At 73.8% G+C, this 19,005-nt stretch carries 13 protein-coding genes; 7 read left to right on the forward strand and 6 right to left on the reverse strand.

Annotated features, from left to right (window positions below):
• Positions 1-32: 32 nt before the first annotated feature.
• From ACWCPI_RS28135 to ACWCPI_RS28150, 4 genes are all read right to left on the reverse strand, one after another.
• Positions 33-428 (reverse strand): (deoxy)nucleoside triphosphate pyrophosphohydrolase, encoded by a 396-nt coding sequence (locus ACWCPI_RS28135; protein WP_451040775.1) that lies wholly within the window; start codon positions 426-428, stop codon positions 33-35.
• Between the two features lie 58 nt (positions 429-486).
• The gene (locus tag ACWCPI_RS28140) at positions 487-675 is read right to left on the reverse strand and encodes an SPOR domain-containing protein (RefSeq protein ID WP_388802256.1); all 189 of its coding nucleotides are present in this window, start codon (positions 673-675) and stop codon (positions 487-489) included.
• Positions 676-1,005: 330 nt separating this feature from the next.
• Positions 1,006-1,758 carry a GntR family transcriptional regulator gene (locus ACWCPI_RS28145; protein WP_451040776.1) on the reverse strand — a complete coding sequence of 251 codons (753 nt, stop codon included), beginning with the start codon at positions 1,756-1,758 and terminating at the stop codon, positions 1,006-1,008.
• A gap of 147 nt (positions 1,759-1,905) precedes the next feature.
• The gene (locus ACWCPI_RS28150) at positions 1,906-3,096 is read right to left on the reverse strand and encodes a DUF4190 domain-containing protein (RefSeq protein WP_451040777.1); all 1,191 of its coding nucleotides are present in this window, start codon (positions 3,094-3,096) and stop codon (positions 1,906-1,908) included.
• Between the two features lie 93 nt (positions 3,097-3,189).
• On the opposite strand from ACWCPI_RS28150, the gene ACWCPI_RS28155 reads away from it, so the two are divergent.
• On the forward strand, positions 3,190-4,407 hold the full coding sequence (locus tag ACWCPI_RS28155) for a serpin family protein (protein WP_451040778.1): 1,218 nt from the start codon (positions 3,190-3,192) through the stop codon (positions 4,405-4,407).
• A gap of 7 nt (positions 4,408-4,414) precedes the next feature.
• On the opposite strand, the gene ACWCPI_RS28160 is transcribed toward ACWCPI_RS28155, so the two are convergent.
• The gene (locus ACWCPI_RS28160; protein ID WP_451040779.1) at positions 4,415-5,980 is read right to left on the reverse strand and encodes a S8 family peptidase; all 1,566 of its coding nucleotides are present in this window, start codon (positions 5,978-5,980) and stop codon (positions 4,415-4,417) included.
• Positions 5,981-6,225: 245 nt separating this feature from the next.
• Complete coding sequence (locus tag ACWCPI_RS28165; RefSeq protein ID WP_451040780.1) at positions 6,226-7,056, reverse strand: oxidoreductase; 831 nt, start codon at positions 7,054-7,056, stop codon at positions 6,226-6,228.
• A gap of 92 nt (positions 7,057-7,148) precedes the next feature.
• Between ACWCPI_RS28165 and ACWCPI_RS28170 the strand changes: the two genes are divergently transcribed.
• From ACWCPI_RS28170 to ACWCPI_RS28195, 6 genes are all read left to right on the forward strand, one after another.
• A complete protein-coding gene (locus ACWCPI_RS28170) occupies positions 7,149-8,072 on the forward strand; it encodes a LysR family transcriptional regulator (RefSeq protein ID WP_451040781.1) in 924 nt (307 codons plus the stop codon).
• Between the two features lie 192 nt (positions 8,073-8,264).
• Positions 8,265-11,852: a DUF4132 domain-containing protein gene (locus tag ACWCPI_RS28175; protein ID WP_451040782.1), complete on the forward strand. Its 3,588-nt coding sequence runs from the start codon at positions 8,265-8,267 to the stop codon at positions 11,850-11,852.
• On the forward strand, positions 11,849-12,958 hold the full coding sequence (locus ACWCPI_RS28180; protein ID WP_451040783.1) for an ATP-binding protein: 1,110 nt from the start codon (positions 11,849-11,851) through the stop codon (positions 12,956-12,958). The genes ACWCPI_RS28175 and ACWCPI_RS28180 overlap by 4 nt, the downstream gene beginning before the upstream one ends.
• Positions 12,958-15,312: a DUF5682 family protein gene (locus ACWCPI_RS28185; protein WP_451040784.1), complete on the forward strand. Its 2,355-nt coding sequence runs from the start codon at positions 12,958-12,960 to the stop codon at positions 15,310-15,312. The genes ACWCPI_RS28180 and ACWCPI_RS28185 overlap by 1 nt, the downstream gene beginning before the upstream one ends.
• Positions 15,309-16,592: a VWA domain-containing protein gene (locus tag ACWCPI_RS28190; protein ID WP_451040785.1), complete on the forward strand. Its 1,284-nt coding sequence runs from the start codon at positions 15,309-15,311 to the stop codon at positions 16,590-16,592. Before ACWCPI_RS28185 ends, ACWCPI_RS28190 begins: the two co-directional genes overlap by 4 nt.
• Positions 16,589-18,637: a hypothetical protein gene (locus tag ACWCPI_RS28195; RefSeq protein ID WP_451040786.1), complete on the forward strand. Its 2,049-nt coding sequence runs from the start codon at positions 16,589-16,591 to the stop codon at positions 18,635-18,637. The genes ACWCPI_RS28190 and ACWCPI_RS28195 overlap by 4 nt, the downstream gene beginning before the upstream one ends.
• The last annotated feature ends 368 nt before the right edge of the window (positions 18,638-19,005 follow it).

Here is a 19,005-nt window from a genome sequence, read left to right on the forward strand (position 1 = left end):
CATACCCGATATCCGGGGGCGGTATCGCGGGATCACCCCAGGCGTCCCGCCACTTCCCTGACCGCCGGCACGTCCTGGTCCAGCCAGTCCACGTCCCACAGCTCCCCCGGCCCCAGCCAGCGCAGCGCATCGTGGTCCTGGAGCGGCTCGGGGTCCGTCGCCCCGGGCAGCAGGCGGGCCGTCCACACGTGCAGGACGTACGGCGGCTTCAGCGGCCACGCCCCGGGCACCCGCTCGATCACCTCGGCAGCCACGCCGAGTTCCTCCCGCAGCTCACGCACCAGCGCCTCCTCGGGCGCCTCGCCGGGCTCGACCTTTCCGCCGGGCAGCTCCCAGCGGCCGGCCAGTTCCTCGGGCGCGCTGCGGCGCGCGGCGAGCAGGCGACCGCCCTCCAGCAGCGCGGCGCCGACCACGATCCGTTCCGTCATGCGCCGGAGCCTACGGGAGTCGGAAAAAGGGGCGGGAAACGAGTGGACGCCAGGGCAGTCAGCCGTCCGCGCCGCCGTTCTGGGCGATCCGCTCGACCCAGTACAGCTGCTTGTGGCCGCGGTGGTCGAGGCTGTCCGCGATCTTCTGGGCCTCCGCCCGGGTCGCGTACCGGCCGACGCGGTAGCGATTGCCGTTGTCGTCCTGACGAACGACGAGCCAGGGAAGAGTGACCGTGCTGTCGTTCATCGCGCCCCACTGCTCCTTCCCGCCCACGACCGCCTGCGCAACGCTCGCGGCCTGTGCCGTGCCCCGCCCGCTAAGGAAACCGCAATCCGCATATGCCCGAGCCTACGCCTAACCTTCACTCAGCGAATACGGCTTTTCACAAAGAGGTACGCAACCAGCCAGAGCCAGGGGGCGCACGATGCCGAGCGCGCCGTGCGCGGACGTCGACGCATCCGGTCACGGGCATGCCGGACATGCCCGCCACGACCTGCCAGAACGGCCAGATTCGAACGGCGAGGGAAGGGGCAGGAGTTGAAGGGCTGTCGGACGCAAACGCCGTAGAGGCGTGCGCTACTTCACCGGGAGGTGGTACGCGACCCGGTAACGGTCGGCCGGGATCACCACGTCGGCCGTCTCCACGGGGCGTCCTGACGCGTAGTAGGTGCGCTGGACGACCAGGACCACATGGCCGGGGACACCGCCCAGCGCCAGCAGTTCCTCCGCCAGGCCGGGGCGCGCGCCCACCTCCTCCGTCACGTTGTCGACGACGACGTCGATGGCCGCCATGCGCTCGACCACGCCCATACCGCCGAGCGGCCCCTCCTCGGGCAGCATCACGGGCGTCCGGCCGGTGACGGCGAGGGGCTCCCAGGAGGTGGAGAGCATCATCACCTCGCCGGAGTCCCGGAAGACGTACCGCGTGCACATCACGCGGTCGCCGGGCCGGATGCCGAGCCGCTCGGCCACGGCGACACTCGCGAGGGCCTGCTCGCTGCTGGACTCCCAGGTGCCGCTCGCCCCGCCGTCCGCCTGCTCCTGACGAAAGGGCGTGGCGCCGCTGGGCGGGCGGAAGCCGGAGCGGGCGATCCGGCGGGGCACGGGCCGCTCACGGACGTACGTCCCGGACCCGGAGCGCCCCTCGACCAGCCCCTCCGCCATCAGCACCTTGCGCGCCTCCAGCGCGACGGTGTCGGAGACGCCGTACTCCTCGCGGATCCTGGCCTGGGAGGGGAGGCGGGTGTGCGGTGGCAGCGATCCGTCGACGATCTTCTTGCGGAGATCACCCGCGACACGCAGATACGCCGGCTGCTCACCGAAAGTCACTGGCCGCTCCCATCAGGTTGTACAGACAGCAACAGCGTGGCAACCAAGAGTTGCCCCACGCAAGCAAAGGCCAGAGAATCACTCGATGTGATGACTTGTGCCCGCGCAGGTCTTTACCCAGGCACTTTCTTTCCGTATAGGCCCCGTTCACACATCCAGGCCGCCGCCACTGCCGCTGCTGCCGCCGCCCTCGGAGGTGTCCTCGGACGTCGGGACGGTCGTGTCCAGGCCCAGAGCCTTGCGCGCCGTGACGGTCGCGGGGCCGTCGACATAGCCGTACGCCTCGTCGTAGCGGGCGTAGAACGTGTCGGCGTCGTCCGCCGCGGCCGCCCCGGCCCACTGCTTGCGGGCCTTCTCCATGTCGGCGAGGAACTCGGCGACGGGCCGTTCGGCGATCCGAGGCCAGGGCTGCGCGCGCAGTGTGCGCGTCTGCTCACCGAGGACGCGGTGGACCTCCCCGGCCCAGGCCCGGTTCGCCTCCAGGTCGTCCTCCGGATACGCCTCGGGCTCCTGGTACAGCACGTCGTCGACGGCGTTGCTCGCCGACAGGAACCGCACCTGGTGGGAGTCGAGCGACAGATGGTCACGGCGCAGCGACTCGGTCAGCCGCTCGCCCCGCGCGCTGCCGAACATGCAGGTGATCTCACGGTCCCCGAAGCTCCAGCTCTGCCGGGTCGGCACGAGGAAGTACAGCTCCACGCCGTCCGGGACGGCCCAGGTGTCGAGGACGTAGTGCCCCTGGAGCTCGTAGCACCTGTCCTCGGCGGTCCGCGTCAGCTCGTCGTCGCCGGGGAAGGAGCCGTCCGGCATCTGTACGACGGCGAGGACCTCGGCGTCGTGCGCGCGCGTGCACGGCACCTCGTCCACGTCGTAGGTCTCCCCCTCCAGGCTGCCGGTCGAGGAGTTGAAGCAGTCGCCCTCGGCGAGCGCGTAGGCGGTGCCATCACCCCTCGCCGCGCCCTTGAAACCGTCCCAGAAGTCGGCGGCGGAGCCCGTGGACAGGGCCAGCACCCACAGCGCGAGACCGAGGCAGGACAGCACGGAACCGGCGATCGCCATGCCCTTGCCCTGCTCGCCCCGCTTCCTGATCTGCGCCAGCGCGATCAGCCCCAGCACCAGCCCGACGGCCGGCAGGAAGCACAGCAGGCCGAGGACGAGGGCGCCGGTGGCGACACCGTTGACGGGCGCCGGACGGCCGTAGGGGCTGAACGGGTACGGCCCCGGAGGCCCGACGGGATACGGCGACGGCGGCGGGTACGGCCCCTTCGCGTCAGGCGCTTGGGGCTGCTCCGTGCCCGCCGGTGGCCGCGGGGGCCCGGGGGGCTGGGGTGTGGACACGGGTACCGTGCTCCTGGTTCAGGCGGCGGTGCCGGGCGGTGGGAACTGGCGTACGACTGGGCGAATCGTAAGGGTGGGGGAAGGGGGGACGTCATGCGAGTTGCGGATGGGACGGTCCGGGCGGTGAACCGGCTCACGGCCCGCTGGGTGGAGGCGGTGGACGCCTCGGGCGTGGCCGCGGGCGGCACGGTCGTCTCCGCGGCGGGGGTGTGGCCGCTGCTCGGCTTCCTCGCGGACGGGGCGGACGGCCCGGCGCGAGCCGAACTGGCGGACGCGGTCGGGCTCTCGGCCGGTGAAGCGGCGGGCGCGGCGCGGGAGTTGCTGGATGCCATGGGGGCGATGCGCGGGCTGGACTCGGCGCTCGGGCTGTGGACCAGGCGGACGCTTCAGCTGCGCGAACGGTGGGAGGCGGGACTGCCCGCGGCGGCGCGCGGGGTGCTGACCGGGGACGCGGCGGCCGACAAGGAGGCGCTGGACGCCTGGGCGGCGAAGCGGACGGGCGGGCTGATCGAGAAGATGCCCGTCCAGGTGTCGGAGGACACCGAGATGGTGCTGGCCAGTGCGCTGGCCCTGCGGACCAAGTGGCTCCAGCCCTTCCGGGAGTGGCCCTTCGTGCCGCAGACAGGCCCGTGGCGTGGACGGACGCTGCTGAGTCTGCGGCGCCGGAGCAGACTGCTGGACCGGATCGGCGTGGCGGACACACCGGCGGGACACGTCACCGAGCTGAAGGTGCTGGGGGACACCGCGATCGACGTCCACCTGCTGCTGGGCGAGGAGGGCATGACACCCGGGCAGGTGCTGGCGGCCGGGGTGGGCGTCCTGGCCCGCAGGCATCCCGTCGTCCGGGGGCCCGATCTGCCCTACGGCGACGTGGGTCCCGGTCTGAGCGTCGTGAGGGAGCGCAACACGGCCCCCGAGCCACCGACGCTGCAGGTCCTGACGGTGGGGTACGAGGTGCGCGCGGTCCATGACCTGCTCGACGACCACGAGGTGTTCGGGCTCACGACCGCACGGCAGAAGCTGCCCACCGGGCACTTCCCCGGGATCGGTGACTTCCCCCTGTACATCCCCTCGGGCCGGCAGTCGGCGATGGCGCGGTTCGGCGCCCGCGGTTTCGAGGCGGCCGCGGTGACGGCCTTCGGCGCGGCCGGGGCCGGGCTGCCGCGGCTGCGCTGGCTGACCACGAGCGTCAGGGCGACCTTCGACCGCCCCTTCGGCTTCCTCGCCCTGCACCGCCACACACGGCTCGTCCTCGCGGCCGGCTGGGTCACGGACCCGGAGCCGTACCGCGAGGACGAGGAGTATCAGTGACCCGGGGCTAGAACTGGAGCGCCCAGGCGTCGATCCGCCCGGTGTCCCAGTTCGCGTTGTCGCTCACCCGTAGCTTCCACGTGCCGTTGGCCGCCTCCGACGAGGCGTTCACCGAGTACGTGGTGTCGATGTTGTCCGAACTGCCGCCCGTGCCGTACGACTTCAGCGTGTACGCCGTGCCGTCCGGGGCGATCAGCTGGACCTGGAGGTCGCCGATGTACGTGTGGACGATGTGGACCTCGACGGCCAGGGCCGAGGGCGCGTTGCCGGAGACCCCGGAGACCGTCACCGGGGACTCGACGGTGGCGTTGTCGCTGATCGCGTAGTCACCGGTGTTCTCGAAGCGGGGGCCCGGAGGGGTCGTCGTACCGCCGCCGACGTACAGGAGCCGGTTGGGCGAGCCGGTGCCGGGGCTGGTGACGACGCCGGTGGTGGCGGCGGACGTCAGCGCCGAGGCGACCTGCGCCGGGGTCGCCGAGGGGTTGGCGGCGAGGTGCAGCGCGGCCGCGCCCGCGACGTGCGGGCTCGCCATCGAGGTGCCGGAGATGGTGTTGGTCGCCGAGTCGCTGGTGTTCCACGTCGAGGTGATGGACGAGCCCGGCGCGAACAGGTCGAGCGCCGAGCCGTAGTTGGAGTAGCTCGCCTTCGCGTCCGAGTTGGTGGTGGCGCCGACCGTGATGGCTTCGGCCACGCGCGCGGGCGACCTGGTGGAGGCGTTGGTCGACTCGTTGCCGGCCGCGACGGCGAAGGTGATGCCGGAGGCGACGGCGTTGCGTACGGCCGTGTCGAGGGCGGAGTCGGCGGGGCCGCCGAGGGACATGTTGGCGACGGCCGGCTTGACGGCGTTCTGGGCGACCCAGTCGATACCGGCGACCACCTGGGCGGTGGTGCCCTGGCCGGAGTTGTTCAGCACGCGTACGCCGACGACCTTCGCCTTCTTGGCGACGCCGTACGCCGTCCCGGCGACCGTGCCCGCGACATGCGTGCCGTGGCCGTGGCCGTCCTGGGCGGTGTTGTCGTTGTCGACGGCGTCGTAGCCGTAGGAGGCGCGTCCGCCGAAGTCGCCGTGGGTGATGCGGACGCCGGTGTCGATGACGTACGTGGTCACGCCCTGACCGGCCGAGTCCGGGTAGGTGTACGAGCTGTTGAGCGGCAGGTTCTTCTGGTCGATGCGGTCCAGGCCCCAGGAGGGCGGGTTGGTCTGGGTGGCGTCGACGCTGAAGGTGCGGTTCTGGACGACGGAGGCGACCGCCGGGTCGGCGGCGAGCCGCTTCGCCTCGGCCTCGGACGCCTCGATCGCGTAGCCGTTCAGGGCCTTCTTGTACGTCCGCTCGATCGTGGCGCCGTACCGCTGGGCGATGGCCTTGCCCTCGGCGGAACCGGCCCGTGCCGCGCCCGGCTTCAGGGTCACGAGGTAGCTGTCGGCGACGGCGCCTGCGGCGTCGGCGTACTGGATACGGCCTTCAGGGGCTGCCGTGGCGGGGAGAGCGGAGACGAGGCTCGCGGCGAGCGCCGCGGTGGCCGCCGTGCTGACCAGGGCCAGTCTTCGCCGGGTGGAACGCATCACTGCCATCTGAGGGGTCCTCCTCGAGTGGTGGTGCGCTTGTGGGGGCGACACGGGAAGCGGCCGGCGACATGACATCGATCAGGTGCATGTCAACCTGGGCCGCTCCGGGTGTCAGCCGAAAGGTTGAGGCCTCCACAGGAATTGCACAAGGGTCCTGCACGGCGCTTGTTCCGCGCTCCTCGCGGCTCACGGCCTCGATCAGGCGCCCCCGGGCCGCGCCCGGCCCGGGGGCAACGCTCCGACCGGCGAGGTCAGTCGTCGAAGGCGGTCCTGCGTGTGCGCTTCTCCCAGGCCACGACGTCCTCCCGTACCCTGTCCAGGTGACCGAGCACAGCCGTCACCCCGTCGTCGCCCAGCGGCAGCCGCAGCGGGGTGTCCTCGGCCTCCAGGGCGGCCAGGATGAGGGCCGCCGCCTTCGCGGGGTCGCCGGGCTGGGTGCCGTCGCCGCCGGAGACCAGGCCGCGGGTCCGGCTCACCTTGGGGTACAGGCCGCTGTCCGTGCTGGCCCCGGCCCGGCCCGTCTCGAACAGCGAGGTGCGGAACGAACCCGGCTCCACGATCAGCACCTTGATGCCGAACTCGGCGACCTCGTCCGCGAGCCCCTCGGACATGCCCTCCAGCGCGAACTTGGTGCCGCTGTACGCGGAGAATCCCGCAAAGGACATCTGCCCGCCCATGCTGCTCATCTGCACGATGGCTCCGGCCCGCCGCTCCCGCATGTGCGGAAGCACCGCACGTGTGAGGGCGGCGGGCCCGAAGACATGCACATTGAACAGCTTGCGCAGCTCGTCGTCGGTTGTCTCCTCGAATGCGCCCACATGGGTACGGCCCGCGTTGTTCACCAGGACGTCGACGCGTCCGTGCCGGGCGATCACATCCCGTACGGCGGCCTCGGCGGCCCCTGTGTCGCCGACGTCCAGCCGCAGCGCCTCCACCTGGTCGGGGTGCGCGGCCACCAGGTCGTCCAGCCCCTGCGGCCGTCGTACGGCACCGACCACCACGTCACCCTCGGCGAGCGCCGCCTGAGCGATGGCCCGCCCGAAACCGCTGCTCGCTCCGGTGATCAGCCACACCTTGTTCATGACAGCTCCCTCGTCGTCGCGTGGTCGTGTTCCTGCCTGAGCAAGACTGCTGTCCCGGCCGGTTGCGCGTCCAAGACCCACGCTGATAACCGATGGTTATGACCATGGACGTCCATGTGCGGGACCTGCGCTATTTCATGACCGTGGCCGAGGAGCTGCACTTCACCCGGGCGGCCGAGCGACTGTATGTCTCCCAGCCGGCGCTCAGCAAGCAAGTACGCGCGCTGGAGCGGCAGTTGGGCACCGAGCTGTTCCGCCGCGACCCTGGGGGCGTGAGGCTCACCGAGGCCGGCGCGGCGCTGCTGCCGTACGCGCGCAGGGTGCTGGCGGCCTGGTCGGAGGGGGCGGCGGCGCTGGAGGCGGCCCGGGCCGCGGCGCGCGGCACGCTCGTCGTCGGCATGAGCACCAGCCCGGGGCGCGGCGGGCTGCTCCCGGCGATCCGCTCCCGCTTCACCGCGGCGCACCCGGGCACCGTGCTGCGCCTGCGCCAGGTGAGCTGGGAGGACCCGACGGCGGGCCTGGCGGACGGCGGCTCGGACGTGGCCTTCGTCTGGCTGCCCCTGCCGGACCCCGACCGCTACGGCTGGACGGTGGTCGCCGAGGAGCCCCGGCTGGTGGCTCTCCCCGCGACCCATCCCCTGGCGTCCCGTGCGGAGATCGACTTCGCGGACCTGCTCGACGAGCCGTTCCTCGCCCTGCCGGAGAGTGCGGGGCCGTTGCGGGACCACTGGCTGGCACTGGAGGAGCGCGGGGGCCGGGCACCGCGTGTCGGGGCGGAGGTCGCGAGCACGGAGGAGACCTACGAGGCGCTGGTAGCCGGGCTCGGCGTCTGCCTCGTGGCCGCGGGCAACGCTCCGTTGGTCAGCCTGGGCGGGGTGGTGACACGACCGGTGCGCGGCCTCTCGCCGGGCCGGTACGCGCTGGCGTGGCGCAGGGAGGACGAGGGCCGGGCGCTGGTGCGGGGGTATGCGGAGGTGTGCCGAGCGGCAGGCGGACGCCGACCGCTGGGGACGTAGCGTCAACTCCCCTGCCCGCACGATGATCCGTCGCGGTGCGGGCGTCGCCGGGGCGACGCGCGCCCGCGGCGACCGGCCCCGCCTGGCACGCCTCCTGCCCTCGCCGACGGGACGTTGTCAGTGCCCCCCGCTACTGTGACGGCCACTTGATCGAACGATCACCGGCCGGGGGGCCGGCGAGGGGGAGGGGCCGTGCGGCGCTGGGAGTTTGTCGGGGAGGGGTCGGCGAAGTTCTGGGAGGCGAAGGCTCTCGGCGCCGCTGTCACCGTGCGCTACGGGCGCGTCGGCGCTCAGGGGCGTACACAGGCCAAGGAGTTCGACTCGGCCGAGGCCGCGCAGCGGTATCTGGCGAAGGTGATCGCCGAGAAGGAGCGCAAGGGGTACCGGGAGGTGTCCGGCGACGCCGCGGTGGAGGCCGACCGGCCCGAGCAGGTCGAACGGGTCGCACCGGACGAGGTGGTCCTGCCGGACGAGGAGAGCTTCGAAGTGCCCGCCTCCTGGCGGAGGTTGGCGTACCCGAGGCGGGGCGGGGCCCGACGCGGCGGCGCCGCGCCGCGCGAGGACGCCGAGGAGCTGGTGGCGCAGCGGCTGAAGGAGGAGGCGGAGTGGGTCGAGCAGATGCTCGCCGCGCGCGGCAGCGACCCGCAGATCGTGGCGGCCGTCCGCGCACATCTCCACGGCAGCCCCAGCCCGCTCGGTGCGGCCGCCCTGGCCGCGGTGACCATGCACTACCGGCTCCCCGACGGGACCTTCGTGGACGCCTGGGTCAGGGCCCACGGCCTGGCCTTCGCGGCGCGGGCGGTCGTGGAGTACTTCGACATCGAGGCCCACTGGATGCAGTACGGCGGGAAGCGGGAGGATCCCCGTCTGAGCTTCCGGCACCCTGACGGCCTGGTCGACACCCACCGCGCCCGCGGTCATTTCGCCGACCGGCTGCGGGCGTTGCTCGCGGTCGCCGACGACGAGGCGTACGGGGAGGCCGTCGCCGCCCTCGCCCGGTGCCGGGAGACCGTGCGCCACCGGATCATCGCGTCCTATGTGGCGCCCGGCGAGCGTGAGTGGGTCGACGAGTGCTGTACGGGCGAGGTCACGGACGACCCGACGCTCCAGGCGATGCTGCTGTGCTCCCTGCACTCCCCGGCCCAGCTCGACCACTTCGGCGACAAGCTGAACCCCCAGTGGAACACCTGGACACCGGCGTTCATCGCCACGCTCGCCGAGGGCACCGGCAAGGCGTTCGCGCCCCTGCTGGAGCGAGCGCTGAAGGACGCGTACGGCTCCGACCGCACCAAGAGCATCGCCGGTGCGCTGGTCGAGCTGCCCTCGGACGACGCCTTCGAGATCCTCCTCGGCCGCGTCGACGACAAGCACGTGCGTCCGAGCCTGCTGGAGGCGATGCGGCGTTACCCCGTCCGCGCCCTGCGCCTGCTGGGCCGGGCGGCGCTCGGCTCCGGCAGGAACGCGTCGATGACGAAGCAGTTGCTGGCCGCGCACATCCAGGCGCACCAGCGCCTGACCACGGTCGTGCTGCCCGGCCTCCCCGCCGAGGTCGCCGCCCTCGTCGAGGCCCTGCTCACCAGCTCCGACCGGGTGGCCGAGGCACCGGCAAGGGCGCTGCCCGCGCTGCTGGTCGACCCGCCGTGGGCGAGGAAGCGCACGGGCCGCAAGGCCCGCGTGGCGTCCGGGGTGCCGGTGGTCCCCGAGCCGCAGGTCCGCTGGCAGCCGGGCGAGCGGGAGGAGTGGGCCGGTACCCGGTCCTGGTTCGCCAGGTGGCGCGAACGGTACAGCTGGGCCAAGGAGATCGAGACCCTCCGCAACGGCGGGCAGTTGAAGGACGTCCGGGACGCCCGGTTGTTCGTCGTCGGTCCCGAGGACGTCGTACGACCGCTGCTGGCCGTCTGCGCCCCGGAGGACTACTGGGACGGCGAGGCCACTCTCAAGCCGGTCGCGGCCAGGCACGAGGTGCACGCCCTGCCGCTGATGCTGCGCGCCGCCGCCCGGCACCCGGCCACGTTGGGGACGCTGGTCCTGCCGTACGTCGACGTCGAGGTCGCCGCGCTGGTGTGCGACTGGCTGGCGCGGCTGAAGTCCGCCGACGCAACGGCCCGCTCATGGCTGGCGCGGCACGCGCTGGCGGCCGTACCGGTGCTCGTGCCGCACGCGGTGGGCAGGGCCGGCACGGTGCGACGGGGTGCCGAGCAGGCGCTGCGGCTGCTGGCGGACGCCCATGGCGGTGACGCGGTGCTCCAGGCCGCCGCCGGGAGCGGGCAGGAGGCCGCGGACATCGTCGGGGAGCTGCTGGCCGCCGACCCGCTGCAAAGCGCCCTCCCGGCCCGTATGCCGGTCGTCGGTGCCTGGGCCGAGCCCGCGCTGCTGCCGCAGATCCTGCTCAAGGAGGGCGGCGCACTGCCCGCCGACGCGGTGCGGCACGCCGTCACCCTACTGGCGCTGTCCAGGCCCGGCGAGGTCTACCCCGGCCTCGACGTGCTGACCGAGCACTGCACCGCCGACTCCCTGGCCGCCTTCGTGTGGGGCCTGTTCGAGCAGTGGCGGCTCGCCGGGATGCCTCCCAAGGAGAGCTGGGCGCTGCACGCGCTGGGCTGGTTCGGGGACGACGAGACCGTGCGGCGCCTGACTCCCGTCCTGCGCGCCTGGCCCGGCGAGGGCGCGCACCACCGGGCCGTGGAGGGGCTGAACGTCCTCGCGGCCATCGGTACCGATGTGGCGCTGCTGCATCTGCACGGCATCGCCCAGCGGGTGCCGTTCAAGGCCCTGAAGGTCCGCGCCCAGGAGAAGATCACCGAGGTCGCCGAGGCACTGGGGCTGACGGCCGAGCAACTCGGCGACCGGCTCGTCCCCGACTTCGGCCTCGACGCACACGGCAGCACCGTCATCGACTACGGCACCCGGCAGTTCACCGTCGGCTTCGACGAGCAGCTGCGGCCGTACGTCCGCGATGCCGACGGCAAGCCCCGCAAGGCGCTGCCCGCCCCCGGCGCCAAGGACGACCCGGACCTCGCGCCGGCCGAGCGCAAGCGGTTCGCCGCGCTGAAGAAGGACGTCCGTACCGTCGCAGGCGACCAGGTGCGGCGGCTGGAGGCGGCCATGGTCGGGGGGCGCTCCTGGACGGTCCAGGAGTTCCGGGAGCTGTTCGTGGCCCATCCGCTGCTGTGGCATCTGGTGCGGCGGCTGGTCTGGCTCAGTGAGGTGGACGGCGAGGTGACGGCGTTCCGGGTGGCGGAGGACCGTACGTTCGCGGACGTCGACGACGACGAGCTGACGCCGCCCGATGCGGCGCGGATCCGCGTCGCCCACCCGCTGCACCTGGGTGAGGATCTCGGCGCCTGGTCGGAGCTGTTCGCCGACTACGAGATCCTGCAGCCGTTCCCTCAGCTGGGCCGGGCCGTGCACACGGTCACCGAGGAGGAGGCGGGAAGCCACCGGCTGACCCGGTTCGAGGGCGCGACCGTGCCGGTCGGCAAGCTGCTCGGTCTGACCAAGCGCGGCTGGGAGCGGGGCGTACCGCAGGACGCGGGCGTGGAGCGCTGGTTCTCCAAGCGGGTCGACGACGGCGTGTATCTGGTGATCGACCTCGATCCGGGCATCCCGGTCGGCTGGGTCGACGGGCTCGGCGACCAGACCTTCCGGGCGGTGTGGCTCGACACCAGGCCGGACGACTACTACGAGCGCAGCCGTCGGTTCCCGCACCGCTTCGCCGGTCTCGACCCGGTCGCGGCCTCAGAGATCCTGGCCGACCTGACGGAGGTGACCGCGAAGTGACCACCGCTGCGCACGGCACCGCCGGCGTGGGCGCCGAGGAGCAGCTCCAGCGCCCGCCCGCCGAGGTCCGCTACGCCGACGAGCTCGCCGCCCTGCGCGCGGCCGACGGCGATCCACGTCCGCCGGGCTGGCAGCTGAGTCTTCGTGCCGCGCGCCGCTTCGTCGTCGGCGACGAACGGGCGGGCATCAGCCGGAAGTTCGTCGGGAACGTCTCGTTGGTGGAGCGGGCCCTGGTGACGCTGGCCACCAACCGCGGCCTGATGCTGGTGGGTGAGCCGGGCACGGCGAAGTCACTGCTGTCCGAGCTGATCGCGGCGGCCGTCAGCGGCAGCTCCGCGCTCACCGTGCAGGGCGGCGCGGCCACCACCGAGGACCAGATCAAGTACTCCTGGAACTACGCCCTGTTGGTCTCCGAGGGCCCCTCGCCCCGCTCCCTCGTCCCCGCGCCCATGCTGCGCGGCATGGCCGAGGGACGGATCGTGCGCTTCGAGGAGATCACCCGCTGCCCGCTGGAGGTGCAGGACTGCCTGCTGTCGCTGCTGTCCGACCGGGTCATCGCCATCCCGGAGCTGGACGGGCCGCAGGGCATGGTCTTCGCCCGCCAGGGCTTCAACGTCATCGCCACCGCCAACACCCGCGACCGGGGCGTCAACGAGATGAGTGCCGCGCTCAAGCGTCGCTTCAACTTCGAGACGGTCTTCCCCATCCCCGACTTCGACACCGAGCTGGCCCTGGTGGAGGCGGAGGCCACGGCGCTGCTGCGGCAGTCCGGGGTGGCGGCGCCACCGCGCCGGGACGTGCTGGAGGTGCTGGTGGGCACCTTCCGCGAGCTGCGCGGCACGGCCGAGCGCGGTGAGCGGATGTCGACCGTGATGAGCACCGCCGAGGCCGTGTCGGTCGCACACGCGGTGGGGGTGCGGGGCTGGTACCTGCGCGGCGAGCCCGGCGGTGCGGCCGACGTGGTGGCGAGCCTCGCGGGCACGGCCGCGAAGGACAGCCCGGAGGACCTCGCCCGGCTGCGCCGCTTCCTGGAGCAGGAGGTGCCCCGCCGCAAGGGCGCGCAGTGGCAGGCGCTGCACGACGCACGGCACCTGCTGGCGGACTGATGCCGTCCGTCTCCGAGAGCGCGGTCCGGCCCGCTGCCGAGTCCGTCGTCTTCCTGGGTGTACGACACCACTCACCCGCCTGCGCCCGGCTGGTCGGCCGGACGATCGAAGACCTGCGGCCCGCGTACGTCCTCGTGGAGGGACCGGCCGACATGAACGGCCGGCTGGACGAGTTGCTGCTCGGCCACCGGCTGCCGGTCGCCGTGTTCAGCCACTACCGGGACGAGACGCGCGTCGCGACCTCGTGGGCACCGCTGTGCGACTACTCACCCGAGTGGATCGCGCTGCGGGAGGGTCGCGCGGCCGGTGCCCAGGTGCGGTTCATCGACCTGCCGACCTGGCATCCGGCGTTCGCGGCGCGCGGCGAGCGGCGGACCAACCGGTACGCCGATGCCGAGGCGAGGTACGCGGAGGCGACGCGGCGGCTGTGCGCGCACTTCTCGGTGGACTCGGTGGACGCCTTGTGGGACGGGTTGTTCGAGGTCACCGACGTGGCCGACCCGGACGGACTGCGGGCGCGCCTGGACGCCTACTTCGAGGTGGTGCGGGGGGACGGCGAGGCCGATCCCGGCGACCGTGCGCGCGAGGAGTACATGGCGTCCTGGGTGCGTGCCGCGGTGGCGCGCGCCGAAGGGCGGCCCGTCCTGGTGGTGACCGGCGGTTTCCACCAGCCGGCCCTGCGCGCGCTGTCACGCCCGGCCGGCGGCGGATCCGACTGGCCCACGGTTCCCGCGCCGCCCGAGGGCGCGCTCGGCGGCAGCTTCCTGGTGCCGTACTCCTTCCGGCAGTTGGACGCCTTCGCGGGCTACCAGTCGGGTATGCCCTCGCCCGGCTACTACCAGCGGTTGTGGGAGGGCGGCCCGGACACGGCCGCGCAGGGTCTGCTGCGGTCCGTCGCCGAGCGGCTGCGCGCCCGCCGCGTCCCGGTGTCCACGGCCGGCCTGATCGCCGCCCGGGGACTGGCGCGGGGGCTCGCGCTGCTGCGCGGTCACCCCTGCGAGACCAGGGTCGACGTCCTGGACGGCCTCGCCGGTGCGCTGATCGGCGACGACCTGGAGGAGCCGCTGCCGTGGACCGGCAGGGGCACGCTCGGCGCCGGGACGCATCCGGTGGTCGTGGAGATGGTCGCCGCCTGCACCGGTGGGACCGAGGGCCGGCTGCACCCGGACACGCCCATGCCTCCGCTGGTGGGCGACGTGACCGAGCGGCTCGCCCGGCTGGGCCTGACCGAGCCGGACGGACCGGTCACCCTCGACCTCTCCGACCCGGCCGGGCTGGCCCGCAGTCAGGTCCTGCACCGGCTGCGGGTGCTGGGCATCCCGGGTTTCACGCGGGTCGCGGGCCCGGCCGACGGCGGTGACCCGGTGTTCACCGAGCGCTGGGAGCCGGGACCGGCGAGCGGGCGCGAGGCAGCGCTGATCGAGGCGGGCGCCTACGGGGCGCGGCTGGACGAGGCGGCCTCGGTGGTGCTCGGGGAGCGGGCACGCGAGGCCGGTCGGGAGGCGGGGGCGCTCGCAGGGCTGCTGTTCGACGCCGTGCTGTGCGGCGTCGGGCCGCTCTGCGAGGAGCTGCTTGACGTCCTCGCGCGGCAGGTCGGCCAGGTTCCCGAACTGGGCCCGCTCGGCCAGGTGCTGACGGCCGCGCTGGGCCTGTGGCGGCACGACCGGGTGTTCGGCGTGGCGCGCGGCCGGCTGCTGGGCAGCGTCGTCGGGGGCGCCGCCGACCGTGTGTTCTGGCTGGCGGAGGGCCTGCACGGCGGCCCCGGCGTGGACCTGTCCCGGCTGCGCGCGCTGGCGGCCGCCCGGGACGCGCTGCTGCACGCCCCGGAGTTGCTGTCGGTGACCCGGGAGGCCGCCGCCGAGGCCGCGGCCCGTATCGGCCGGGACGGGCGGGCCCCGGCCGACCTGCGTGGCGCCGCCTTCGGCCTGCGCTGGGCCCTGGGCCGCCCGGACGAGGCGACGACGGCCGTACGGGCCCTGGCCGTCACCGCCGCCGACACCCTCGGGGACTGGCTCGCCGGCCTGTTCGCGCTGGCCCGCGAGGAGGTCACCGCCGGTGCGGCGGACGGCGAAGAGCCCCTGATCGACGTACTGGACGGCATCGTCTCGGCGCTGACCGACGAGGACTTCCTCGCCGGACTGCCCGCGCTCCGCCAGGCCTTCGCCTTCTTCCCGCCGCGGGAACGCGAACGCATCGCCGAACGCCTGCTCCAGCGGCGCGGCAGACAGGGCTCGGCCCGCTCGCTGCTGCGCACCACCGCCGACCCGCTGCTGCTCGCCCGCGCCTCGGCCCTGGAGGAGAACGTGTCCCGACTGCTCGACCGCCACGGCCTGGGAGCGGGGGCTCGGCGATGAACTTCCCCACGCCCGAGCGGCCGTTCACCTCCCCGGACCCCGCACCGGAGCGCCCACCTGCGTCCCCCGGCACCGCACCGGCCCAGCCGCCCACGGCCTCCGGCACCGCACCGGCCCAGCCGCCCGCGGCCCCCGACCCCGCCCTGGAGCGCTGGCGCCTGATCCTCGGCTCCCCCGCCGAACGTTGCACCGGCCCGCTGCACGGCGCCGCCGCCGCCCGCGACGCCGCCCTCGACTGGCTCTACGGTCGTGACGAGGACCTGCGCCGCCGCGGGGTGCGCCGGGGTGGTTCGGCCGGGCCCCGCGAGGGCGGCACCGGGCCCTCCCGGCTGACCGCGGTGGACTGGCTCGACGACATCCACCGGCTGTTCCCCAAGGAGACGGTGGAGCGGCTGGAGCGGGACGCGGTCGAGCAGTACGGAATCGACGAGATCGTCACCGACCCGGACGTACTCGCCCGGGTCGAACCCAGCCAGACCCTGCTGCGCGCCGTCCTGCGCACCAAGCACCTGATGAACCCGCAGGTCCTGACCGCGGCCCGGCGCATCGTGGAGACGGTCGTACGGCAGCTGACGGAGCGCTTGCGCCCGGAGGTCCGCCGTGCCTTCACCGGTTCCCGCTCCCGCCGCCCGAGCCGACTGCCGCTGGCCCGGAACTTCGACTTCAGGACCACCGTCCGGGCCAACCTCGCCCACTACCAGCCCGAGGAACGCCGTGTCCTCATCCAGCGTCCGCACTTCCACTCCCGCACCCGGCGCCACCTCGAACAGTGGCAACTCGTCCTGCTCGTCGACCAGTCGGGCTCCATGGCCGGTTCGGTGATCCACTCCGCGGTCACCGCCGCCTGCCTGTGGGGCCTGCCGGGGCTGAAGACCCACCTGGTCGCCTTCGACACCCAGGTCGTGGACCTGACCGGCGAGGTGACCGATCCGGTGGAAGTGCTGATGGGGGTTCAGCTCGGCGGTGGCACCGACATCGCCCGAGCCGTCGACTACGGCGCCTCACTCGTCGAGAACCCGCGACGCACCATCGTCGCGCTCATCTCCGACTTCTACGAGGGCGGCGACCCGTACCGCCTGGTCCACACCGTGCGCGCGCTGGTCGAGCAGGGCACGACCGTGCTGTGCCTCGCGGCGCTCGACGAGGCCGCCGACCCGGTGTACGACCGAGGGCTCGCGGGGCGGCTGGCCGCGGTGGGCGCCCCGGTGGGCGCGATGACTCCGGGCGGGCTCGCCGAGTTCGTCGCCGAGAAGGTCAGCCGGGGAGGGCAGGGGCAGTGACCGTACGCGCCGATCTGCTGGCCCTGACGCCGCAGACACTCGCCTCGCTCGCCAACCGCGGCCTCGTCAAGCGCGCGGAGAAGGACCTGATGGCCGGCTCCGGCCCGACGGTGACCGTCGCCGACGACGGCACGGTACGCGGTCGCTTCCCCGACGGAACGGACACGGCCCTTCCGCCGGGTCTCGCCCTGGACGCGACCCGGTGCGGCTGCGGGGCGACGGGCGTGTGCCGGCACCGCATCGGCGTGGTGCTCGCGTACCAGCGCGACGCCGAGGCCGGACTTCGGGCCGGGTCCGCGGCCGAGACGGAGTCCGCCGTCGCGCAGGGCGAGGCGGACGGGTTCGCCGACTGGTCGCCGGCCGAGTTCGACGACGAGGCCCTGGCCGCCGCGCTGGGCCGGGCCGCGCTGGCCGCCGCGCGGCGCGTCAGTGAGCGCGGTTACGTCGCCCGGCTGCACCGCCCCACCGCCGACGATCCGGCTCCACGGGTCGAACTGCCCACCTGCACCGTCCGTTTCCCGGTCCCCCGCGAGCTGGGCTACGCCCTCACCGACGCGTCCGCCGCGGTGCGCGGCGAGGTCGTGGTCCTGGCGGTGTGGGCGTTCCGGGCCGGGGACGCCGCGGGGGTGACGGAGGTGAGCGTCGGTGGTCGCACCACTCCCACCAGACCCGCCGAGGAGGTCCTGCGCGCCGCCCTGGCCCTCGCCGACGAGCTCCTCCTGGACGGCGTCCAGCAGGCGGGCCCGGTCTTCGCCGGGTCCCTCGCCCGGGCTCAGCGGTCCCTGACCGGCGCCTGCCTGCACTGGCCCGCGGGTGTGGTGGCCGAACTGCGCGGGCAGCTCGACGCGTACGCCGCGCGCGGGTCCGGGTACGAGGCGGAGCGGTTCGCCCTGCTGCTGGCCGAACTCCATGCCCGGCACCGGGCCGCCGCGCACGACCCGGTGGGGGTGCTGGGCACCAAGGAGGCACCGCAGACCCCGTTGCGCCGGGTGCGGCTGGTGGCGCTCGGCTGCCGGATCGGCGGCGCGGCGGGACGAAACGGGGCTGCCCACGGCGTCCGTACCGCCGAGACGTACTTCGCCCACCCCGACGCCGGGATCACCCTGGTGCTGCGCAAGCACTGGGACCTGACGGAGGGCCGGCTGCCGACGGGGCACGAGCTGTCCGGCCGTCGGCTGCTCGGATCCCCGCTGCGCACGCTCGCCGCGGCGAACGTCGTCAGCGAGCACACGTCACGCGCCGCCGACCGGACCGTCGCCATCTCCCGCGGCCGTGTCGCCGCCACCAGTGTCACCCCGCTCGGCTCCGCCTGGCGGGACCTGCCCGGTGGCCTGCTGGTCCGCGACACCGCCGCCCACCTGCGGGCCGCGGGTACCCGCCCGCCCCGGATGATCCGCCCGCGCGTCGAGGCCGAGTCCGTGCGGGTGGTCGAGGTGTCGTCCGTGGAGTCGGTCGGCTACGACCCGGCCGCGCAGCGCCTGGAAGCGGTCGTACGCGACCACGCGGGCAACGAGGTCCTGGTCCTCGCCGCCTACAACCCCCTGTGCCCCGGCGGCCTGGACGCGCTCGCCGCCGCCCTCGGCGACGAGGACGTCCACTGCGTCAGCGGCATGCTGGGCCGCGCGCACGGCCGGATCGTGCTGGACCCGCTGGCCGTGCTGACCGGCACGGGCGTGGTCGTCCCCGACCTCGCCCCGGGGGACGGCGACACGTCGCTCGGTGCGGCCCCGCCTCGGTCGGCCGACCCGATCACGACGGCACTGGAGTCGGCGCTCGCCGCCTTGGCCGAAGCCGCCCACCACGGCCTGCGCCGCCTGACCGCCCCGGCCCGCACCCGCCTGACCGACAGCGTGGCGACCCTGCACCGCACCGGCCTGCGCACCGCCGCGCGGCTGATCGACGACCTGCACGCCACCCTCCACCGAGCCGGCGCGACGGCCGCCGTCCCCGCGTGGCTGGACGCCCAGATCCACCTGACGGCCGCACTGGAACTGCACACGCAGGGAACGGGGGGAGCGGACACCGCCGCGCACCCACCGGGCTGACCACGCCGGGCCCGAACCGGGAGCAGTGAATCCGGCCGGCCGCACGCACCGGATCCGGCCGACCCGCACCCCGGTCCCACAAATCGAAGGGCGGCCCTGGCGGACTCGGCCCACGAACCGAAGAGCGGCCTTCGCAGCGTCCACGCATCGCCATCGATCAACTGCGAGACGCGCAGGAGTACGCCGATGAGGCGAACAGGGCGCTGACCGCCGTCATCCGCACCGAAGCCGAGAACCCGATCGGTCCCGGCGCCGACTTCGCGAACCTCACCGCCCGGGTCAGCACGCTCCTCACCTTCGCTGGAGCGGTACGCGACCCGCGGCCCCGGCGCCGGACCCGGCGGCCCCGGCGCCCTCCCTGAACGACG

The sequence above is a fragment of the Streptomyces sp. NPDC001920 genome (genome assembly GCF_053594495.1).

Excerpts from the sequence above, each read along its gene's own strand:
- ACWCPI_RS28135 (WP_451040775.1), bottom strand. The coding sequence starts at position 428 with ATGACGGAACGGATCGTGGTCGGCGCCGCGCTGCTGGAGGGCGGTCGC.
- ACWCPI_RS28140 (WP_388802256.1), bottom strand. The coding sequence starts at position 675 with ATGAACGACAGCACGGTCACTCTTCCCTGGCTCGTCGTTCGTCAGGAC.
- ACWCPI_RS28155 (WP_451040778.1), top strand. The coding sequence starts at position 3,190 with ATGCGAGTTGCGGATGGGACGGTCCGGGCGGTGAACCGGCTCACGGCC.
- ACWCPI_RS28160 (WP_451040779.1), bottom strand. The coding sequence starts at position 5,980 with ATGGCAGTGATGCGTTCCACCCGGCGAAGACTGGCCCTGGTCAGCACG.
- ACWCPI_RS28165 (WP_451040780.1), bottom strand. The coding sequence starts at position 7,056 with ATGAACAAGGTGTGGCTGATCACCGGAGCGAGCAGCGGTTTCGGGCGG.
- ACWCPI_RS28170 (WP_451040781.1), top strand. The coding sequence starts at position 7,149 with ATGGTTATGACCATGGACGTCCATGTGCGGGACCTGCGCTATTTCATG.
- ACWCPI_RS28185 (WP_451040784.1), top strand. The coding sequence starts at position 12,958 with ATGCCGTCCGTCTCCGAGAGCGCGGTCCGGCCCGCTGCCGAGTCCGTC.
- ACWCPI_RS28190 (WP_451040785.1), top strand. The coding sequence starts at position 15,309 with ATGAACTTCCCCACGCCCGAGCGGCCGTTCACCTCCCCGGACCCCGCA.